This is a genomic window from Novosphingobium sp. BW1, assembly GCF_008107685.1.
Lineage (GTDB): Bacteria > Pseudomonadota > Alphaproteobacteria > Sphingomonadales > Sphingomonadaceae > Novosphingobium.
In genome coordinates, this window is record NZ_VIRF01000058.1 from 247,944 (window position 1) to 267,041 (window position 19,098).

General features: G+C 62.9%; 19 protein-coding genes and 1 tRNA gene. 13 read left to right on the forward strand and 7 right to left on the reverse strand.

Annotated elements, in window-relative coordinates; genetic code table 11:
• Nucleotides 1–47: 47 nt before the first annotated feature.
• Nucleotides 48–1,076, forward strand: a complete 1,029-nt coding sequence (locus FMM79_RS06205) for a hypothetical protein (protein ID WP_148626643.1) — start codon at nt 48–50, stop codon at nt 1,074–1,076.
• A gap of 149 nt (nt 1,077–1,225) precedes the next feature.
• On the opposite strand, the gene FMM79_RS06210 is transcribed toward FMM79_RS06205, so the two are convergent.
• Together FMM79_RS06210 and FMM79_RS06215 are read right to left on the reverse strand one after the other, a co-directional pair.
• Entirely contained in the window at nt 1,226–1,597 is a 372-nt protein-coding gene (locus FMM79_RS06210) for an Arm DNA-binding domain-containing protein (protein WP_148626644.1), read from the reverse strand.
• A gap of 145 nt (nt 1,598–1,742) precedes the next feature.
• A tRNA-Ser gene (locus FMM79_RS06215) sits at nt 1,743–1,832 on the reverse strand.
• Between the two features lie 238 nt (nt 1,833–2,070).
• Here FMM79_RS06215 and FMM79_RS06220 point away from each other — a divergent pair.
• The 8 genes from FMM79_RS06220 to FMM79_RS06255 all read left to right on the forward strand — a co-directional run bounded on the left by FMM79_RS06220 (nt 2,071) and on the right by FMM79_RS06255 (nt 10,139).
• Nucleotides 2,071–3,048 (forward strand): lytic transglycosylase domain-containing protein, encoded by a 978-nt coding sequence (locus FMM79_RS06220; protein ID WP_240339017.1) that lies wholly within the window; start codon nt 2,071–2,073, stop codon nt 3,046–3,048.
• A complete protein-coding gene (locus tag FMM79_RS06225; protein WP_148626646.1) occupies nt 3,032–4,033 on the forward strand; it encodes an SPOR domain-containing protein in 1,002 nt (333 codons plus the stop codon). The genes FMM79_RS06220 and FMM79_RS06225 overlap by 17 nt, the downstream gene beginning before the upstream one ends.
• Nucleotides 4,034–4,135: 102 nt before the next feature.
• On the forward strand, nt 4,136–5,320 hold the full coding sequence (locus tag FMM79_RS06230; RefSeq protein ID WP_240339018.1) for a D-alanyl-D-alanine carboxypeptidase family protein: 1,185 nt from the start codon (nt 4,136–4,138) through the stop codon (nt 5,318–5,320).
• A complete protein-coding gene (gene tmk, locus FMM79_RS06235) occupies nt 5,317–5,967 on the forward strand; it encodes a dTMP kinase (protein ID WP_148626648.1) in 651 nt (216 codons plus the stop codon). The genes FMM79_RS06230 and tmk overlap by 4 nt, the downstream gene beginning before the upstream one ends.
• Complete coding sequence (locus tag FMM79_RS06240; protein WP_148626649.1) at nt 5,964–6,935, forward strand: DNA polymerase III subunit delta'; 972 nt, start codon at nt 5,964–5,966, stop codon at nt 6,933–6,935. The genes tmk and FMM79_RS06240 overlap by 4 nt, the downstream gene beginning before the upstream one ends.
• A 65-nt stretch (nt 6,936–7,000) precedes the next feature.
• The gene (gene metG / locus FMM79_RS06245) at nt 7,001–8,572 is read left to right on the forward strand and encodes a methionine--tRNA ligase (RefSeq protein WP_148626650.1); all 1,572 of its coding nucleotides are present in this window, start codon (nt 7,001–7,003) and stop codon (nt 8,570–8,572) included.
• A complete protein-coding gene (locus FMM79_RS06250; protein ID WP_148626651.1) occupies nt 8,572–9,363 on the forward strand; it encodes a TatD family hydrolase in 792 nt (263 codons plus the stop codon). The genes metG and FMM79_RS06250 overlap by 1 nt, the downstream gene beginning before the upstream one ends.
• Complete coding sequence (locus tag FMM79_RS06255) at nt 9,360–10,139, forward strand: MBL fold metallo-hydrolase (protein WP_148626652.1); 780 nt, start codon at nt 9,360–9,362, stop codon at nt 10,137–10,139. The genes FMM79_RS06250 and FMM79_RS06255 overlap by 4 nt, the downstream gene beginning before the upstream one ends.
• 252 nt (nt 10,140–10,391) lie before the next feature.
• On the opposite strand, the gene FMM79_RS06260 is transcribed toward FMM79_RS06255, so the two are convergent.
• The 5 genes from FMM79_RS06260 to FMM79_RS06280 all read right to left on the reverse strand — a co-directional run bounded on the left by FMM79_RS06260 (nt 10,392) and on the right by FMM79_RS06280 (nt 15,311).
• Nucleotides 10,392–11,954: a bifunctional aminoglycoside phosphotransferase/ATP-binding protein gene (locus tag FMM79_RS06260; RefSeq protein ID WP_148626653.1), complete on the reverse strand. Its 1,563-nt coding sequence runs from the start codon at nt 11,952–11,954 to the stop codon at nt 10,392–10,394.
• A 44-nt stretch (nt 11,955–11,998) separates the two neighbouring features.
• A complete protein-coding gene (locus FMM79_RS06265) occupies nt 11,999–12,472 on the reverse strand; it encodes a (2Fe-2S)-binding protein (RefSeq protein ID WP_148626654.1) in 474 nt (157 codons plus the stop codon).
• Nucleotides 12,473–12,486: 14 nt separating this feature from the next.
• Nucleotides 12,487–14,679: a molybdopterin cofactor-binding domain-containing protein gene (locus tag FMM79_RS06270; RefSeq protein ID WP_240339032.1), complete on the reverse strand. Its 2,193-nt coding sequence runs from the start codon at nt 14,677–14,679 to the stop codon at nt 12,487–12,489.
• A 5-nt stretch (nt 14,680–14,684) separates the two neighbouring features.
• A complete protein-coding gene (locus tag FMM79_RS06275; RefSeq protein WP_148626656.1) occupies nt 14,685–14,948 on the reverse strand; it encodes a hypothetical protein in 264 nt (87 codons plus the stop codon).
• 69 nt (nt 14,949–15,017) lie between these two features.
• Entirely contained in the window at nt 15,018–15,311 is a 294-nt protein-coding gene (locus FMM79_RS06280; RefSeq protein WP_148626657.1) for a DUF1330 domain-containing protein, read from the reverse strand.
• 283 nt (nt 15,312–15,594) lie between these two features.
• Here FMM79_RS06280 and FMM79_RS06285 point away from each other — a divergent pair, with 283 nt between their 5' ends.
• The 4 genes from FMM79_RS06285 to FMM79_RS06300 are packed head-to-tail and all read left to right on the forward strand — an operon-like array spanning nt 15,595 to nt 19,097.
• A complete protein-coding gene (locus FMM79_RS06285) occupies nt 15,595–16,275 on the forward strand; it encodes an isochorismatase family protein (protein ID WP_205466514.1) in 681 nt (226 codons plus the stop codon).
• Nucleotides 16,275–17,171, forward strand: a complete 897-nt coding sequence (locus tag FMM79_RS06290; protein WP_148626658.1) for a polysaccharide deacetylase family protein — start codon at nt 16,275–16,277, stop codon at nt 17,169–17,171. The genes FMM79_RS06285 and FMM79_RS06290 overlap by 1 nt, the downstream gene beginning before the upstream one ends.
• Nucleotide 17,172: 1 nt before the next feature.
• On the forward strand, nt 17,173–18,087 hold the full coding sequence (locus tag FMM79_RS06295) for a polysaccharide deacetylase family protein (RefSeq protein ID WP_148626659.1): 915 nt from the start codon (nt 17,173–17,175) through the stop codon (nt 18,085–18,087).
• Nucleotides 18,084–19,097 (forward strand): NAD(P)-dependent alcohol dehydrogenase, encoded by a 1,014-nt coding sequence (locus FMM79_RS06300; RefSeq protein WP_148626660.1) that lies wholly within the window; start codon nt 18,084–18,086, stop codon nt 19,095–19,097. The genes FMM79_RS06295 and FMM79_RS06300 overlap by 4 nt, the downstream gene beginning before the upstream one ends.
• Nucleotide 19,098: the final 1 nt, after the last annotated feature.

Sequence of the window (19,098 nt, forward strand, 5' to 3'; positions counted from 1 at the left end):
GCGAGGGATCATGGGAGTTCAACGCCAACGTTACGAAGCTGCAGAACTTGCTGTATGCGGGCAGTGCCGACGTCTGTAGGCGTTTCCACCAGCTGCCAGAGGGCGCCAGCGCCTTCATCGCTTGGATCCCCGACCTGATCAAATGCGCCGATGAGGCCGGCACGCAGGAACCGTGGGAACTCGTCGGCGGCGCGCCTGCCGGTCTCGGCAAGATCCGCGAGATCCTTGTTCGCGTCAGGATCATCGCGGGCGATGCTGCCGGGGGAACTGCGCATCCGGGCGTGAAATCCGCCACGCTCCTCGGCAAGGCAAAACCCTACAACGCGCTCCGTCTTGTCGCCTCAGTGGTCGAGAAGCGGGTGGCGACGGCGCGCAACGAGCTGGCAGCATCGATCCAGTCCCAGCTCGAAGACGACGGCGTTGAGGCTCTGGTGCATGTCGTGGAAGACCCCGACGGAATCCTCCCATGGTCACCCAGCAAGGCGCTCCTCGTGATCCCAGTGATTTCGCAGATGGAAATCGACAGTTACGCGATCGCGACGCTAGCCGCCTGTCAAGCCGTTCCAGACGACATCAGGCTCACCGTGATGCCGAGCGTCGACGGACGGGTGCTGCCGACGCGTAGCGTCAGCGGCTATGAGACGCTGCTACCTCTCCCCGACGAGGCCGACATCTGGATCGAACAACTCGACCTCCCCGCATTCCGCGCGGAAATCTCGCCGATCGTGAACTTGGCTGTGGCGAAGGCATCGGCCTTACAGTCGATGGACCGTCTCAATCTAGGCATCCCCGGTCGCCCCCATGGCGAACTAGAAGCACGCAAGACGCTCGAGGATGAGCTCGCCTCGACGCGAGACCTACTGGTGGCGAAGGTCGACGATCTCGACCCAGAAGGCTCAGCCCTCGCTTTATCGCTGCTTGACCGCATCCGCTCTGGCGAGACCAACTTCGCGGATAGCGTCCAGGAGTTCACTGTGATCCAACTGCCGAACGAGGTTATTCAAGAACTATCCGGCTTGCAGATTGCACTCGACGACGCCGAGTTCGAGTGCAGCAGGGCAGGATGCAGGAGCTGAATCGCTGTCAATTGGGTCGCTCGCCTATCCGGGGCAGCTGTTTCTTGAGAAGCGAATGATCGCCTGTAATGAGCGCCAGCATATGAAGATGAGGTAGGTCGATGGCAATGGGTCCAAAGCGGCGTACCGCTTCTTGTCGAACAGCTCGGTCACCGAAGAGCACAGTCTGGCTGGCGATTTCCAAGCGACAGCGCGTCGTGCAGCCAGTTGCGATGCGCGGCCAGAACCTTGGCTGCGGCTTCCCGAAAGGTCGGGATCCCTTGCGCCTTTCGCCGCTCGAAGATCGGATCGAGCCCGAGCTCAACCCAACTTCGGATATCACGGGCTCGTTCGCGCGCATCGGCAAGCGATACCATCGCGGCGCTGCCGAGCCCGAAGTCGCGACACATTCCATGCCTCTTTACCCGGCACACCCAGCTTTTCGAACCAGTAGGCTGGACGACGAGATAGAGATCAACACCATCGCCCAACCGGCCCGGACGCCGGGCTGCCTTCACGACCGTTGCGGAAAGCTTACCCATGACCAAAATTCTTCCACATTCTTCCCCACATTTCCAATCGGTCACCGGTGGATGGGGCTGGATGCAGACGGACGCGAATCACTAACCAAGCCAAGGAAACCCCTGGACTTCCCAGTGTTCAGATGGACATGGGAAGAGAGGTGATTGGCGGACAGGGTGGGATTCGAACCCACGGTGAGCTTGCACCCACGGCGGTTTTCAAGACCGCTGCCTTAAACCACTCGGCCACCTGTCCGCGCTGACCTTGCGCATAGAGAAACGTGCGCGGAGTGCAAGGTGGAATTGTGTGAGATTGGCGTTGCGACCTGGTGATGGCGAAGTTGCACGACCAAAGCCTTGTGGCATGCGGCAATTTGCGTGGGAAGGCACGGTGGGCCGGTTTGCAAACGCAAAGCCTTGTGCGAAAACCATGGGTGATGAAATTCCGATTCCGCCCCCTTCGTTCTGTCCCCGTCGCACTTGTTGCGACGGCGATGCTTGTTTCGCTTCCCAGTGTCACGGCCTGTGCGCAGTCGGAGAGTTTCCCGGCGTATATGGAGGCCGTGGCGCGGCATGCCCGGAGCGAGGGTGTCAGCGAGACGACGATTTCCCGGACCTTGAGCGGGCTTTCCCCGAACCAGCGGGTGATCGAACTCGACACGGCGCAACCCGGGCGTTCAAACACGCCGCCGCCGATGTCCGGCTATCTCTCGCGGCATCTGGGTTCCTCGATCATTTCGCGTGGGCGCGCCAAATACCAGGGGCTGGCCTCGATTCTTCCCGGGATCGAGCGGCGCTATGGCGTCCCGGCGTCCGTGCTATTCGCGATCTGGGGGCATGAAACGAATTATGGCGGCTATACCGGCAATTTCGACACAGCACGCTCGCTGGCGACCCTAGCCTGGGAAGGGCGTCGCCGCGAGCTGTTCGAGGGCGAACTCATCGCGCTCATGAAGATGATCGACAGGGGTGTGCCGGCTTCCACGCTGAAGGGAAGCTGGGCCGGGGCTATCGGCAATCCCCAGTTCCTGCCCAGTGTCTACCTGCGCCTTGCCACTGATGGCGACGGTAACGGCACGATCGATATCTTCAACAGTTCCGCCGATACGCTGGCCTCGATCGCGCGCTATTTCCAGGACGCGGGCTGGCGCCCGGGGCGCCCTTGGGGCGTGCGCGCCTCGGTGCCCTCCGGCTTTTCGCCCGAGCGCTATGAAACCAAGCTTGTGGCCCCCACCTGTGACCGGGTTCACGCGCGCCATTCGCAGTGGATGCCGGTGTCGCAGTGGAAGGCTCTTGGCGTTCAGCCGCAGTCCGCACTGGACGACGATGTGCTCGCCTCGCTGTTCCAACCGGACGGGCCGGGCACGCCAGCCTACCTGTTAACCGGGAATTATCGGGTGATCCTGCAGTACAACTGTTCGAACTATTACGCCCTCTCGGTCGGATTGCTTGCAGATGAGATTGCCCGTTAAGCGCACGCTGGCGCTGTTTGGAGGACTCGTGGGGAGCATCCTTGCTCTTCATGTTTACGCGCAGGACACCAAATCCGCGCGCACCGGCCCCGCCGCCGACTACCCGGTCGTGATCGGTGAGCCGTTCACCATCGATGGGACCGTCTGGACGCCTCGAGACCAGCTCAATTACGATGCGGTCGGTATGGCGTCGGTGGCGGATGCGCAAAGCTCCGGTATCACAGCGGCGCACAAGACGCTGCCGCTTCCCAGCTATGTTGAAGTCACCGACCTGCAAAGCGGACATACGATCCTCGTGCGCCTGGAGGAGCGAGGGCCACTGGCAAATTCGCGCCTGATCGAACTCTCGCGCGGTGCGGCGCGGCAGCTGGGTATTTCTCCCGGCTCCGATACCCCTGTCCGGGTACGTCGCGTCAATCCTCCCGAACCCGAGCGTGCTGCGCTACGCCAGGGTGGGGAGGCCCCGCGCCGGATGGATACCCCCCAAGGCCTTCTCGAGGTGCTGCACAAGAAATTGGCCGGGCAGTCGCCTCTGCTTCCGCCGCCCTCGACCCCGCCGACACCGCCCAAGCTTTCACCCGGAATGATGGGCCAGGGCGGTACCACGGCATTCGCGACTGCGTTTCCGGCGCCCGCGGCTGTGTCCAAGATCACGCCGCAGGCTGGCCCGAGGTCAACGACAAGCGCTACGGCTCCATCGCCGACGGCATTGGCGAAGCCCGTAACGCCGGCACCCCCGGCGCCACCTCGAGCGAAGGAGCCCGTCGTGCCCGCGATCTCCCGATTCGTAGTGCAGGTAGGGGCCTTTTCGGTCGAACCCAATGCCCACAAGCTCGCGCAGGAACTCGGTGGCTTCGTCGAGAGACCCGGGCGCTTCTGGCTCGTACGCATGGGGCCCTTTGACAACCGTGCAAAAGCGGGAGCAGCGCTGGAGACAGCGCGTAAGGCTGGCTATAACGAGGCCCGAATCCTGCATCGGGACTGACGCGAGAAGTCAGGGGCGATCGCCTGAAGGCGATCGTCGCCGTTCTCCCTTTGCAAAAGGCCTAGCATCGCGCCGAGACAGGGCGCGCCGGAGAAGCGGATCTTGAAGTCCTATTGTTCGTTTGCACGCGCGCGACGTACCGTGCTTGCCATGGGTGTTGCGCTGGCAGCTGCCACGCAGGTCCATGCAGCCCCCAGCAACCCGGAGCCACCCGAGGAACTGTCGCAGATCCCCGTCAGCATGCTTGTCGATCTGGGGTCCGGGCAAGTCCTCGAACAGCGTCGTCCGGACATTCCCTTCCTACCCGCATCGGTGACCAAGGTGATGACCGCGTTCGTCGCTTTCGAGGAGATCGATGCAGGGCGCTTGCCACTGGATCGTCGCTTCCAGATGGATCCGGAAACGGAGAAGGAATGGTGGGCCAAGGGCTCGACCATGTACATCACCCGGAACGACCGGCCCACCACCGAAGAACTTCTGCACGGCGTGATGACGGCCTCGGGCAACGATGCCTGCATCGTGCTCGCCAAGGGCTATGCGGGGAGCGTGTCGGCCTGGGTCGAGATGATGAACGCGGCCGCGAAGCGTATCGGCATGAGCCGCAGCCATTACAATACGCCTAATGGCTGGATGGACGAGGGACAGACTTACGTCACCGCCAGCGACATGGTGAAACTGGCTGATGCCATGATCATGCGCCATCCTAAGCTCTACCGCGAGTTTTCGGGCGTGAAGCAATACAAGTGGCGCGATGTCGTCATGCGCAGCCACGATCCCACGGTGGGTATCGTCCCCGGCGCGGATGGCATCAAGACCGGCTACACACTGGAGGCGGGCTACAACTTCGTCGGAACCGCCGAGCGCGAGGGGCGCCGCCTTGTCATGGTGCTCGCCGGATCGCCGACCTACCGCATCCGGGACGCAGCCGCGCGCAACCTTCTGGAATGGGGTTTCTCCGACTGGAGCGCCCGCCATCTCTTCGACATAGGACAGAACGTCGCTGACGCCAAGGTCCAGGACGGCGCCGAACTGTCGGTTCCGCTGGTTACCGACCGCAAGGTCCACGCCACGCTTCCCTCCAATGCGCCGGGCCGCAAGGTCACGCTGACAGTCCATTACCAGGGACCGCTGAAAGCGCCGGTGACCAAGGGCAACCGGGTCGGATATCTGGAAATCGCGGTCGAAGGGCTTGCCCCAGGACGCGTGCCGCTGTTTGCCGGGGCTGACGTCGCCAAGGCCGGTACGCTGGACAGGCTGCGCAACGGGCTTATCAACATCTTCCGATGACCACTGGACGATTCATAGCGCTCGAAGGCGGGGAAGGGGCCGGCAAGTCGACCCAAGCCCGGCTTCTGGCTGATGCTCTGCGCGCACGCGGGTTCGAGGTGATCACGACCCGCGAGCCGGGCGGGACACCGGGAGCCGAAGCCATTCGCGGCCTGCTTCTCAATGGCGTTGAAGGGGATTGTGCGGGCTGGGGGACTCGCGCCGAGGCACTGCTCTTTGCCGCGGCCCGGGCCGATCACGTCGCGCGCCTGATCCGTCCGGCGCTGGAAAGGGGAGCCTGGGTTATCTGCGACCGCTATCTCGATTCCAGTCGTGCTTACCAGGGCGGAGGAGGGGGCGTCTCCGACGCCGATCTCCTGACGCTCCATGCATTCGGCAGCGAGGGGCTGCTTCCGAATGTCACCTTGCTGGTCGAGGTGGCCGCCGAGGAAGTTGTGCGGCGCCTGGCCTTGCGCGATACCGAGGGTTCGGACCGTATCGGCGGGCGAGAACAGACTTACCACGACCGTGTCGCGGCCACGTTCCGCGCCCTGGCCGATGCCGATGACGCGCGTTTCGCACGCATCGACGGCAACGGCACGCCCGAGCAGATCCACGCCCGCATTCTCGCAGCCATCGCGCCCTTGTGCGAAGGAGCGGGCGAATGACGACAGGTGAATTCTGGGGCCAGGATGCCGCCTGGCAGGAATGGATGAGTGCCCTCGGCTCGCAGCGCATGCACCACGCTTGGCTACTTGCCGGGGCACGCGGCCTTGGCAAGAAGGCCTTTGCCCGCGCGGCCGCCAGCGAACTTGTCAATCATCTGCCCGGAAGTGAAATCGACGCAGAAGCACACCCGGACATCCATGTCCTGACCCCACTTCCCGCAAGCGACGACGACGCCAAGAAAAAGGCGGACGGCAAGCCCTATCAGACCAAGCGCAATATCTCGGTCGACCAGGTTCGCGAGATGATCCGAAAGCTCGCGACCCGTCCTACGCTGGGCGATCGCCGCGCGATCATTGTCGATCCGGCAGACGATCTGGAGAAGGGCGCCGTCAATGCCTTGCTCAAGGTGCTGGAGGAGCCGCCTGCCGGGACGTACTTTCTACTGCTTGCCCACCAGCCTGGGCGACTTCTGCCCACCGTTCGCTCACGCTGCCGGGTCCTGCGCTTCGCTCCGCTGAGCGAGAATGCGCTCGGCGCCATGCTGGCGCGGGAGGCCCCCGAGGCGGACGAAGCGGCCCGGCAAGCGGCCATCCGCGCCGCCCAGGGCTCGCCAGGTCTTGCCCGGACATTCGTGGCGCAAGACCTTGGCGCCATCCATGATCTGATGGTGCGGATTCTCCAGAACGGCGACCGTGACTATGCGCTACGTGGCGGCCTCGCCCGGGAAATGGGCATGCGACCTGCGCGGGATCGTCAGCTCGCCGCCATCGAGCTGGCGCGTGCCGTACTCCTCGCGCAACTGGGCGAGACCTCCGGGGGCCAGCAACTCGCAATCATCGAGGCCTACCAGAGCCTCAGTCAGCTTCTGGTGCGCGCACCGACCTACAATTTCGACGCCGGTGTCCTCATAATGGAGATTGGCGGGTTGCTGGCATCCTCGGCAATGCCTAGAGAACGTCGGGCCTAGGACACCTCGGGCCCGACGAACGCACGGCCTTCATTCACTCCGGACACAGAAAGTGTGACGCCGCCATGGGCGAGCCTTATTACATCACCACCGCCATTTCCTACCCCAACGGCAAGCCCCACATCGGCCACGCCTACGAGGCAATCGCCGCCGACGTGATTGCCCGCCATCGCAAGGCCGAAGGCTTCGATGTCCGTCTCCAGACGGGCACGGATGAGCATGGCCTCAAGATGATGCAGAAGGCTCGCGATATCGGGACGACCCCCGCAGAACTTGCTACGGAAATGTCCGGATATTTCCGTGAGATGTGCGACGCTCTCAACGTCGATTACGACGTATTTATCCGTACCACCGAGCCGCGCCATCATGAGGCTACGCAAGAGCTGTGGCGTCGGATGGAAGCCAAGGGCGACCTTTACCTCGACCGCTACGAAGGCTGGTATTCGGTGCGCGACGAGGCCTATTATGACGAGAGTGAACTCGTCGAGGGGGAAGGGGGCGGCAAGCTCTCTCCGCAGGGCACGCCGGTGGAGTGGACCGTCGAGGAATCGTGGTTCTTCCGCCTGTCCAAGTACCAGGACAAGCTGCTTGAGCTCTACAACAGCGGCGACTTCATCCGCCCGGAAAGCCGCCGCAACGAGATTGCCCGCTTCGTCGAAGGCGGCCTTCGCGACCTCTCGATCTCTCGTACCAGCTTCGATTGGGGCGTGAAGGTCCCCGGCTCGGACAACCATGTCATGTACGTCTGGGTCGATGCCCTGACCAACTACCTGACGGGTCTGGGCTTCCCGAACGAAGGGGGCGATTACGCCCGCTACTGGCCCGCGAGCCTGCACCTTATCGGCAAGGATATCGTGCGTTTCCACACGGTCTATTGGCCCGCGTTCCTCATGAGCGCGGACGTTCCCGTGCCCCAGCAGGTCTTCGGCCACGGCTTCCTGCTGAACCGCGGCCAGAAGGAATCTAAGTCGGTCGGCAACGTGACCGATCCCATCGCGCTCGCCGAGACCTTCGGTGTTGATACGCTGCGCTATTTCTTCTTGCGCGAAGTGGCCTTCGGCCAGGACGGATCGTGGTCGCCCGAAGCCATTGTCACGCGCTGCAACGCCGAACTTGCCAACAGCTTCGGCAACCTTGCTCAGCGCAGTTTGTCGATGATTTTCAAGAACATGGGCGGCGAAATTAAGTCCGATTTGGAGCAATCTGAAGCGGACGCCGCCCTTTTCGACGCGGTGGCATCGGGGATTGCCAACATGCGCAAGGCCTTCATGGACCTGGCCTTCAGCGATGGTCTTGATGCCTGGATGAAGGCGGTCTTCGCCTGCAACCAGTATGTCGACGAACAGGCGCCCTGGGCACTGCGCAAGTCCGATCCGGCACGTATGGAAGCAGTCCTGATGACACTCTTCCAGGTTGTGCGCGATCTGGCAATCGCGGTTCGCCCGGTCGTTCCCAGCGCCATCGACGCGCTCCTCGACCAGATGGGCGTAGCCGCTGATGCGCGCGGCTACGAGGCGTTCGAGAAGACCGACTGGTTCGCGGTTCTGGCCGCCTCGGACTACGCCGTCGAGAAGCCACAGGGGGTGTTCCCGCGTCTCGAGTTGCCCGACGATCAGGCCGAAGGTGACGCAGCCTAATGCTCATCGACTCCCACTGCCATCTCGAATATGAGGGCGTGGTCGAGGACCAGAACGGTGTTCTCGACCGCGCCCGTGCGGCCGGTATCAAGGGCTTCCTCAACATTTCCACCCGCCGCAACGAGTGGGAGAGGGTGGTCGGAACCGCTGAGCGCGAGCCCGATGTCTGGGCGTCTGTTGGCATCCATCCGCACGAGGCCGACGCGCACGCGGACCTAGGTGGCGCGGCGCTTCTGGAAGCCGCGGCCCATCCGCGGGTGATCGCAATTGGTGAAACCGGGCTCGACTACTATTACGACAAGTCGGACCGCGACGTGCAGCAGGACCTGTTCCGCACCCACATCGGTGTGGCGCGAGAGACGGGTCTGCCGATCATTATCCACACCCGCGATGCCGAAGACGACACCTCCCGTATCGTCCGCGAGGAAATGGAGAAGGGGGCTTTCCCGGCGCTGATCCACTGCTTCACGGCCAGCGCCAAGTTCGGCCGAACCGTTCTTGATCTAGGCCTTACAATCAGCCTTTCCGGGATCGTAACTTTCAAGAATGCCAAGGATCTGCAGGCGTTTGCGAAGGAGGTGCCGTCCGACCGGCTGCTGGTGGAAACGGACTCCCCTTTCCTGGCGCCGATCCCGCACCGTGGCCGCAAGTGCGAACCGGCCTTCACGGCAGACACCGCACGTTTCGTTGCTGATCTTCGGGGCGAAAGCCTTGAGGAACTGGGGGCAAACACCACACGCAACTTCTTTGCCCTTTTCACCAAGGCGAGCCCGCTGGAGCAGGGCGCATGAAGGTCACCATCCTTGGTTGTGGTACCTCTACGGGCGTCCCGCGTCTGGGCGGTGAATTCGGGGCCGATTGGGGCGATTGCGACCCCAAGGAGCCGAAGAACCGCCGCAGCCGCGTTGCGATACTGCTCGAGAGCGATGCGGGCAAGCGCATCCTCGTCGATACGCCTACCGATTTGCGCGCACAGCTTCTGGCCAACGACGTGCATCGCCTCGATGCCGTATTCTGGACCCACGATCATGCCGATCATTGCCACGGCATCGATGATCTTCGCCCTCTGCGTTATGGCCGGGCGGGGCCGATTTCCGGTTTTGCGGCCTCGGAAACCGTGCGCCGGCTGCGCCAGCGCTTCGGGTACGTCTTTGCGGGCCAGTACGGGTATCCAACTCTCGTGTCGCTGGAGAACCTGGACAATCTGCGCCTGTGCGAAGGCTATCGCGTGGAGCATACGCAAATGCCGCATGGCCCGGCACAGTCGACTGGATTTCGGTTCGATTGTGACGGAAAATCCGTATGTTACATGACCGACTTCAGTGAAATTACGAGGGCAATGGTGGACCTCTGTGAAGACGCCGATCTCCTTGTCGTGGACTGCCTGCGGCGCGATCCACACCCTACTCATGCACATCTAGGTATGTCGCTCGAACTGGCTCAGCGATCGGGCGTCGGTCGCACCGTGCTGACACATCTCGACAAGAGCATGGATTACGCGACGCTTTCGGGCGAAGTGCCGGAAGATGTCGAAGTCGCTTATGACGGGATGGTGATTGCACCGTGAACCTGATGGCGACCTTGGTGTCCATCGTGACCATCGGGTGCTGTTTGCTGCTTGTCAGTCAGCACTCGGGGTTACGAGAGTTGGGGCCTGCACGTTTCGTCCGTCTATCGTTGATCTGGGCGGTCCTGATCGTTGGGCTGGTCTTAGTGATTGAGGTACTTAAGACGAGCGCATGACGACCGGGAAGAGTTCCTCATCTGCCCCGGCTTCATTTAACATAATATATATTATCTTCCTTTGCAGGCAGCCAGGTCAGAGAGCCCTTTTCGCCGCTTCTGCCACATCCTGCGGCGAACCTTCGGCGCAAACGCAATGCCAGGCCGCAAGATCGCCAAGATTCATCTGAAGTTGGCGGTCGAGTACCTCGATATTTGCGTCCGAAGCATCATTTATGCGTCCTTCGATACGACTGCGAAGTGCCTCTCGCGATGCTTCAAGCCACAGTCCATCGAATCGCACACCGACCTTGTCCGCGAGTTCTAAAAAAGCCTGCCTCTCGCTGGCACGGGCGAAGACACCGTCCACGATGACGCTACATCCGGCGCGCAAGGTCTGCTCGGCCAGGCTCAGCAACCGAACATAGACGGCGTCCGAATTTGAGCGGCTGTAGGCCGTTTCTGGCAGGCGGGTCTCGGGCGCGACACCGGCCGATGTCTTGCGCAGCACATCGGTGCGCAGCCAGCGTGCGCCGGGCACCGCCCCCACTTCTGGAGCAAGGTTTGCCGCGAGCGTAGATTTTCCAGTTCCCGAGAAGCCACCCACAGCCACGAGACGGGGCGGATACGGGACCAGAAAATCACGAGCTTCTGCCAAGTAGCTCCGGGCAACCTGTTGCAGCGCAAGCCCCCTCTCCTTGTCACGTGCCTGCGTCGCCTGTGTCGCAAGCACGTGTGCACGAACGGCGGCGCGCATCGAAAGGAACAAAGGGAACACGGTCAGCGCATCCGGCTCCATATTCACCAGGTCGAGATAGCGATTGGTCAGAAGCGAGGCGAGGTCGTGATGGCCGCGATGCCAGAGGTCCATGACCGCGAAGGCAAGATCGTACAGCACGTCACTGATCGCGAATTCGTCATTGAATTCAAGGCAGTCAAACGGTGTCAGGGTCCCTTCCCACAAGCAGATGTTGCCTAGGTGGAGGTCACCGTGGCCATGCCGGATCCAACCTTTGGCCGCCCGGGCGCGCAGAACTGGGCTTGCCTGCGCCAGCTCGGCGAGGCTCTCGTCCATCCAGGCCTGGCAAGCCTCGGGATCGAGAATTTCCGTGCCCGTAGCCGCCATGCTCTGCCGATTGCCTTCAATCACCCGGCGCACACGGCTCACACCATCGTCCAGCACCGGGTGGGCGTCGTGTTGGTGAAAATGTGCGATGGTGTCAGCAAGGTCGCGAACCATCAGGGGCTCCAGCCGCCCTTCCCTCACCATCGTCGCGAGCAGATCGCGATCCTGGAAACGTCGCATGACGACGACCCAATCAAGGATTTCTGGACCGCTTTGCGAGGGTGCTCCGAATGCAAGGCTTGTGTCGGCACGCTCCACGATCGGCACGACTTCAAGGTAGAGGCCTGGTGCGATACGGCGGTTCAGCTCCAACTCGCGCAGGCATACGGCGCGGCGTTGTTCCAGGGTCGAAAAGTCGAGATAGGAGAAACGCACGGCTCGCTTGAGCTTGTAGGCCCTCTCAGAAGCCAGGAAGACACTGGCACCGTGCGTGTCCACGCGTTGCACCGGCTCGCCGTGCGTGGCCGGATCGGCCAGGAAAGCCAGCACGCGGGCTTGCGGATCGCGCGAGTCGTCGGCGTTGGACGTATCCATGACCAAACGATGGCACAGGCCCAGGGCTTACGCCATGTCCCAGATCAACGTGCGCGCATGACCTCTGCCGCCTTGAGGATGGCCCGCTCAATGCGTGGATAGGTGCCGCAACGGCATAAATTGGTGATGCTGGCCCGGACCGTCTCGGCGTCAGGCTTCGGCGTCTCGGCAAGGAAGGCGGCGGCGGCCATGATCATGCCGCTCTGGCAATAACCGCACTGGGGCACCTGCTCATCCAGCCATGCCTGCTGGAGTGGGTGCAAGGCGTCCTCCTCGTCCGGACCCGACAGGGACTCGATGGTGGAAATGGCCTGGACGTCCTCAACGGCGGCAAGCGGCATCTGGCAGCTTCGCACCGCCATGCCGTCGATATGAACGGTGCAGGCCCCGCACATGCCGATACCGCAGCCGTACTTGGTGCCCGGAAGATCGAGATCCTCGCGCAGGACCCAGAGCAGCGGTGTGTCCTCTTCCACCTCGACCGTTTGCCGGGTGCCGTTTACGAGCAGGGTCTTCAACGTGCTAGCGTCCTTCAGATCGCGAGTGTGCGGGAGATGGGGAGTGCGCGGATGCGCGGCCCCCCGGCATCGGCAATGGCGTTGGCGAGAGCGGGCGCGACGGCGGGCGTCGAAGCCTCGCCCACATTCCCGGGTTGGTCACTGCCCGGCATCAGCGCAACCTCGATCGGTGGCACGTCCATCATCATTGGCAGACGATAGTCGGAGAAGTTCTGCGCCGTAGGCGCGCCGTCGGCAAAGTGGACCTCGCCCCACAGGGCGGCCTGGAGGCCAAAGACAATGCCGCCGCTGACCTGTCCCTCCACGCTGACCGGGTCGATCATGAGCCCGCAGTCGCACGCGCAGGCAATTCGCGTAAGGCTGAGGTTTTCGCCCGAAAGCGCAACCTCTATGCCGACCGCGCAGAAATTGGCTTCGGTATAGGCCAACGCGATGCCGCGTCCGGTGCCCCCCGGCCGGGGCGCATCAAGTCCGATCATCTGAGCAGCGCGGCTGACCACGGGCGTAATTCGCGGATGCCCATCCAGGAGACGCAAGCGCAGCTGTAGCGGGTCCTGCCCTGTTTCCCGGGCAATCTCGTCAACGAAGCTCTCCATGAAGAAGCTGTTCTGCGAGAGCGAGACCGAACGCCAGAACCCGACCGGCACGCCCATGTCGACACGGTGGCTTTGCGCATAGCGCAGGGGCTGCGCATAGGCCTCGTAGACCAGTTTGCCCGCGCTCATGGGATCGGCCATGTCGCCCAGAATATCGCCGCGACCGTGGTAGGCCATGATCGACTGTCCGGCAATTGCGGACTTCAGGGCTGCAACACGCCCGTCCTTCGCTAGGGCAGCCTGTGAGCGCGCGACAAAGGCCGGACGGTACTGATCGAAGGCCATATCCTGCTCACGCGGCCAGATCGTCTTAACCAGCTGCCCTGGTACGCCCTTGGCGGCCTCGATGGCAACGCCAACGAAGTCGGTCCCCCACTTGCGGCCAAAACCGCCGCCCACATAAGTCAGTTCGACCCGTACGTCTTCGAGCGGCAAGCCTGCGAGCGTTGCACCTAGCGTGCGTGCGCTTTCCGGGTCCTGGAGCGGGCCGCGTACGAAGAGACTGGCAGTATCAATGCGCGCGGCACAGCAGATCGGCTCGAGCGTCGCGTGGGCCAGAAACGGCACCTCGTACTCAGCTTCGAGCACTCGATCGGCCTGTGCAAACGCGGCCTCGACGGCAGGCTTGTCCGGCTTGATTGGACGGCCCGGGAAGCCACTGCCTTTCTCGAATTCGGGAAAGACCCGTGGTTCTATCGTGGTAAAGGCCTCGCGCAGGCGCGAACGGATGGTGTCATCGTCGAGCCCGGCTATGGGTGATGAGGTGACCGTAAGAGTGATGGCCTCCGCCGCGCTCTTTGCCCTCCAGAAGCGGTCGGCCACGACCACGACGCCTCCTGTGACCGGCACCACGGCGCGCACGCCCGGATAAGCCAAGGCATCGTCCACGCCGGCAAGATCGAAAGTCGCTTCCGGGTGCGAGGCGAGCACCGGAACGCCGACCAGCATGCCCTCCTCGCGCACGTCAATTCCGAATTGCGCGCGTCCGTTGACCTTAGGCAATAGATCCTTGCGCACGCTCGTACCGCCGATGATGCGGAACTCGGAAACCGGCTTCAGAGGAACTTCGACAGGGACCGGCAGCGCCGAGGCCGCAGATGCGAGATCGCCAAAGCCCAGCGTGCGGCCACTCGCGGAATGGGAAATAGTACCGTCCGATACGACGAGCTCTTCTTCGTCAGCGCCCAAGCGCTGCGCGGCTGCGCGCATGAGCATCATCCGGGTCGCCGAGCCCAGGGTTCGCATCGCGGTGTAATAGCCCGTGACCGAGGTGCTGTTGGCCGTCATCTGCTTGCGCGAGAAAGGATTGGCAAACGCCGGATCGGCCCAGGGCAACTCTACTTTGAGAGCCGCCCAGTCGCATTCCAGTTCCTCCGCAACCATACGGGCAAGCGCTTCCTGTGTGCCTTGACCCAGTTCGGACGACGGTACGATCAGACGAACAAGGCCTGTCGCATCAATGCTCAGCATAGCGCCAAAGCGGCCCTTGTCGGACGCGTCCGCCGTCTCCGCGGCGCGTCCTTCCCCCGGGATGCCCAATACAAAGCTCGCCGCAGCAAGGCCAAACACGCCGGCAAAGCTCCGGCGCGACAGATCGAGGATGGTGGGCATGGCCGTCACCGGATATCTCCCTCGATATCGCGCGCCACGCGCAGGCCGAAGATCCAGGTAACCTGATCCACCGGATCGCGCCCGCGCCAGGACACGCGATTGCGGAAAGGCGTACTGATCCAGCTGCCGCCGCGTACCGCGCGCAAGGGGTATTCCTCGCCTGCGTGGCGCGGCTGTGCGGGTGTGGCCCTGGCCATTCCAGCACCGCCCATCATGGCTCCCAGGATGAAGAGCGCTGCAGCCCCCTGCCGCACACGACCTGTGCTCATGCGATATGACTCCCCCTCCCGGACAAGGCCGCACCTATCTTGCGGCCTCGGCCCCATATTCGGTCCCGATCAGGCGCCGACGAGCGTGACCGACACCTCGGCCAGTCCTTCGCGCAGTTTCTTGGCTTCGGCGTATTCGGGCGAATTCCAGAAGGCGAGCGCGGCCTCGCGGTCCTTCCACTGGGTGACAACGACGGACGCGCCGTCTTCGCCCGGTCCTTCAAGCACGGTGCCGCCAGGGCCGCGAATGATATATTCACCGCCGAACTGCGCCTGGATCTTGGCCGCCGCCTGCGGGTAGCCCGAGGCCATGAAGGCATCGCGGTCGGGGACGCGGGCGGTGACGATGAGCCATGCGGCCATGTAGATGTACTCCCTTGTTTCGGTTTCGCTTGGCGCAGTGATCCCCTCCAGTCAGGGATTTGGAAACAGGGTGCTTGTAGCGCTATCCGCAGGGCGGATGAATTGCTCCGGCTTTCCCCATCGCCCGGCAAACCATCGACATTGCGCCACGGTAGCGCGAATATGATCTAGAACTATATCTTTTAGTCGGATAGGTCTCTCCCTCGGCGGACATACCCCGCCGCGCGCTGCGCTTCCTTGCGAAGCGGGAGCCCCCAGAAGTTGCGAAAGAGGTAAGATCCAGATGAGCATCGTCGGCACCAAGATGGTCAGCGACGGCAAGACCGCCCGCCAGATCTTCGAGGAAGTCATCGCCAACCCCACCCGCGCGAAGTTCGGCTTCGGCGAAAAGCTGGCGATCGTGAACGTGGACTTCCAGAACGCCTATACCCGTATCGACGAGTTCAAGACGGCGTACGAGACCGACCCGCGCCAGATCGAGTACACCAACACGATCTCGCGCCTCGCCCGCGAAAAGGGCATGCCGGTGATCTGGACCCACGTCGCCTACGCTGAGGACGCGAGCGACGCGGGCGTCTGGGGCACACGCACCGACACCCCGGACTCGCTTCAGAACATCAAGTACGATTCGCGCCGTCACGCCTTCGATGATCGCTGCGAGATCGATCCGGCCGACATGATCTACACCAAGCGCATGCCGTCCGCCTTCTTCGAGACCCCGCTGCAGAGCCTGCTCGTCTGGCACAAGGTCGATACGGTCATCGTCACCGGCGGTTCGACTTCGGGCTGCATCCGCGCCACCGCCGTCGACAGCCTCAGCCGCGGCTACCGCACCATCGTCCCGATCGAGACCTGTGCAGACAAGCACGAAAGCTACCACTTCGCCAACCTCACCGATCTTCACCTCAAGTACGCCGACGTCGAGCCGGTGCAGACCGTGATCGACTGGCTGGAGGCGAAATAATGAACGAGGGCGAAAAGGACCCCGGCCTCTACGACTTTGCGCCCTATCGCGGGCGCAAGCCGTTTGTCTGGCCGGGCGACAAGAAGGTCGCGGTCTGGATCTCGCCGAACCTCGAGTTCTACGAGATTGATCCGCCGGCCAATCCTCACCGCAAGTCCTGGGCGATGCCGCACCCAGACGTCGTACGCCAGTCGCACCGCGACCACGCCAACCGCGTCAGCCACTGGCGCATGGCCGAAGTCATGTCCAAGCACGGTTTTCCCGGTTCGGTCAGCCTGTCGGTCGCGCTGTGCCAGCACCACCCCAACGTGGTCGAGGACGCCAACCAGCGGGGCTGGGAATTCTTTAGCCACGGCATCTACAACACCCGCTATTCATACGGGATGGACGAGGCGCAGGAACGCGCAATCATCGAGGATTCGATCAAGACTGTGCGCGATGCAACCGGCCAGACGATCCGCGGATGGCTGGCGCCGGCCCTTACCCACACGCCGCGCACGCTGGATCTGATCGCCGAGTATGGTCTCGACTATACCTGTGATCTCTACCACGACGACCAGCCCCAGCGCGTGAAGACCAAGACCGGCGACCTGATCTCGATGCCTTACAGCCTAGAGGTTAACGACCACTACGGCTTCTTTGTCTACAACATGAGCCCACGCGAATACGCCGACACGCTGATCCGCCAGTATGAGCGCCTTGCGGCCGAGCCTTCGGGCACGGTCATGTGCATTCCGCTCCACTCGTATCTCATCGGCCAGCCCCACCGCATCGGTCCTTTTGAGGACGTCCTGAAGCACATCGCCGCCGATGCCGGACACGGTGGTCGCGCGTGGATCACGCGCTCGGGCGACATTGCCGATGCCTGGCGCGCCATTCACACAAAGGAGGCGTAAGATGAGCCTCGATCCTGAATACCTCGAATATCCAAAGCGCGGCCTTGGCTACGATCACGGCCTCTTCCCCTACTCGGTCATGGAGGAGCGCAAGCCCCTCGCCTGGCCCGAGGGCAAGAGCGTGGCGACCTGGATGGTGGTGAGCCTGGAGTGGTTTCCGATCACGCCGGAAAGCTCGCCCTTCAAGGCGCCGGGCCACATGCAGACGGCCTATCCGGACTACCGCCACTACACCGCGCGCGAATACGGCACGCGGGTGGGCTTCTACCGCCTGCTCGACGCCTTTGCGAAGGCGGACGTGAAGGTCTCGGTCGCGGCCAACGCGGCGATCGCGCAGCGCTATCCCAGCGTCATCCGCGACATCGTTGATGCGGGCCATGAGATCATAGCCCACTCGAGTGACATGAACGGCACAATTGCCTCAACCCTGCCCGTTGAGGAGGAGCGCAAGCTTATTACCGAAAGCATCGCGATCCTTTCCGATGTTGCCGGGGTGAAGCCGCGCGGGTGGCATTCGATTGCCCGCCAGCAGAGTTTTGCGACGATGGACCTGCTCAAGGAAGCGGGTATCGAGTACTGTTGCGACTGGGTCAACGACGAGCTTCCCTACGCCTTCAACAATGGCGTCGTGAACATCCCGCTTAACCACGAACTGTCTGACCGCCAGATCATTAACGTGCAGCAGCAGTCGGCCGACAGCTATGCGCAGCAGATGCTCGACGCGCACGACTGGCTGAGCGCCGAGGCTAAGGTGCATGGCGGGCGCATGCTGCCGATGCACCTCACGCCCTACATCATCGGCCTCCCCTACCGCATGGATGCCTTCGAGACGCTGCTGGGCGATCTCAAGGCGCGTGAGGGTACGTGGTTCGCACGGGGCTGCGACATTCTCGACCAATTCAGGAGCCAGATGTGAAAGCTTACGTCCTTGGAACGCAGGAAGGTATCTCCTCGCTGACGCTCACCGAGCGCCCAGACCCGGTCGCGGGCCCCGGCGAAGCGGTGCTCAAGGTCCGCCTTGCCTGCCTCAATAACCGCGACATTCAGATCCTCGAAGGGCGTTACGGCGCCAAGAAGGCAGAGGACCGCATTCCTCTCGCCGAGGGTCTTGGCGAAGTTGTTTCGGTTGGTGACGGTGTGACGCAGGTCGCCGTGGGCGACCGCGCGGTGTGCCCGCATTTTGTCGCCTGGCACGACGGCCCGTTCGACATGAGCTACTTTGGCAAGGACCTGGGCACCTTCACCGATGGCTGGGCGGCTCAGTACATCAAGGTTCCGGCTGGCGCTCTCGTCAAGGTCCCGGAGAGCCTCGCCGACGAAGCCGCCGCACCGCTTGCCGCCGCCACGCTGACGGCCTGGCACGCTGTTTCGGTGATCGGCGAAGTCAAGGCGGGTGATCTCGTTCTAGCGCTGGGCACCGGCGGTGTTTCGATGGCTGCGCTGCAGATTGCCAAGGCCAACGGCGCCTTGGTTGCGATAACCTCATCGAGCGATGCAAAGCTCGAAGAGGCCCGCAAGATGGGCGCCGACTACGCGGTGAACTACCGCACCCATGCGGACTGGGCGGCCGAACTGCTCAAGCAGACCGGTGGACGCGGCGCGGACATCATCGCCGAGACCGGCGGCCAGCACACCTTGCCCCAGTCGATCAACGCGGCGGCCTGCAATGCACGCGTCGTCCTGATCGGTGTCGGCAGTTCCGATGGCCCGCTGCCCAATTATGGCGCGATCATCGGCAAGAACCTCGTCATCAAGGGCATCGCCTCGGGCAGCCGCGGGATGCTGGTGAACCTGCTGCGTGCGATGGACGCGAATGGCTTTGCGCCCGTCGTCGACAAGACCTTCGGCTTCGAGGACATGGCGCAGGCGCTGGATTACCTTAAGTCCGGCGGGCATCAGGGCAAGGTGATGATCAAGGTCTCCTGAC

Excerpts from the sequence above, each read along its gene's own strand:
- metG (WP_148626650.1), top strand. The coding sequence starts at position 7,001 with ATGGGCGAGCCTTATTACATCACCACCGCCATTTCCTACCCCAACGGC.
- FMM79_RS06260 (WP_148626653.1), bottom strand. The coding sequence starts at position 11,954 with ATGGATACGTCCAACGCCGACGACTCGCGCGATCCGCAAGCCCGCGTG.
- FMM79_RS06225 (WP_148626646.1), top strand. The coding sequence starts at position 3,032 with ATGAGATTGCCCGTTAAGCGCACGCTGGCGCTGTTTGGAGGACTCGTG.
- FMM79_RS06210 (WP_148626644.1), bottom strand. The coding sequence starts at position 1,597 with ATGGGTAAGCTTTCCGCAACGGTCGTGAAGGCAGCCCGGCGTCCGGGC.
- FMM79_RS06290 (WP_148626658.1), top strand. The coding sequence starts at position 16,275 with ATGAACGAGGGCGAAAAGGACCCCGGCCTCTACGACTTTGCGCCCTAT.
- FMM79_RS06285 (WP_205466514.1), top strand. The coding sequence starts at position 15,595 with ATGAGCATCGTCGGCACCAAGATGGTCAGCGACGGCAAGACCGCCCGC.
- FMM79_RS06220 (WP_240339017.1), top strand. The coding sequence starts at position 2,071 with ATGCTTGTTTCGCTTCCCAGTGTCACGGCCTGTGCGCAGTCGGAGAGT.
- FMM79_RS06255 (WP_148626652.1), top strand. The coding sequence starts at position 9,360 with ATGAAGGTCACCATCCTTGGTTGTGGTACCTCTACGGGCGTCCCGCGT.
- tmk (WP_148626648.1), top strand. The coding sequence starts at position 5,317 with ATGACCACTGGACGATTCATAGCGCTCGAAGGCGGGGAAGGGGCCGGC.
- FMM79_RS06250 (WP_148626651.1), top strand. The coding sequence starts at position 8,572 with ATGCTCATCGACTCCCACTGCCATCTCGAATATGAGGGCGTGGTCGAG.
- FMM79_RS06240 (WP_148626649.1), top strand. The coding sequence starts at position 5,964 with ATGACGACAGGTGAATTCTGGGGCCAGGATGCCGCCTGGCAGGAATGG.
- FMM79_RS06295 (WP_148626659.1), top strand. The coding sequence starts at position 17,173 with ATGAGCCTCGATCCTGAATACCTCGAATATCCAAAGCGCGGCCTTGGC.
- FMM79_RS06270 (WP_240339032.1), bottom strand. The coding sequence starts at position 14,679 with ATGCCCACCATCCTCGATCTGTCGCGCCGGAGCTTTGCCGGCGTGTTT.
- FMM79_RS06275 (WP_148626656.1), bottom strand. The coding sequence starts at position 14,948 with ATGAGCACAGGTCGTGTGCGGCAGGGGGCTGCAGCGCTCTTCATCCTG.
- FMM79_RS06280 (WP_148626657.1), bottom strand. The coding sequence starts at position 15,311 with ATGGCCGCATGGCTCATCGTCACCGCCCGCGTCCCCGACCGCGATGCC.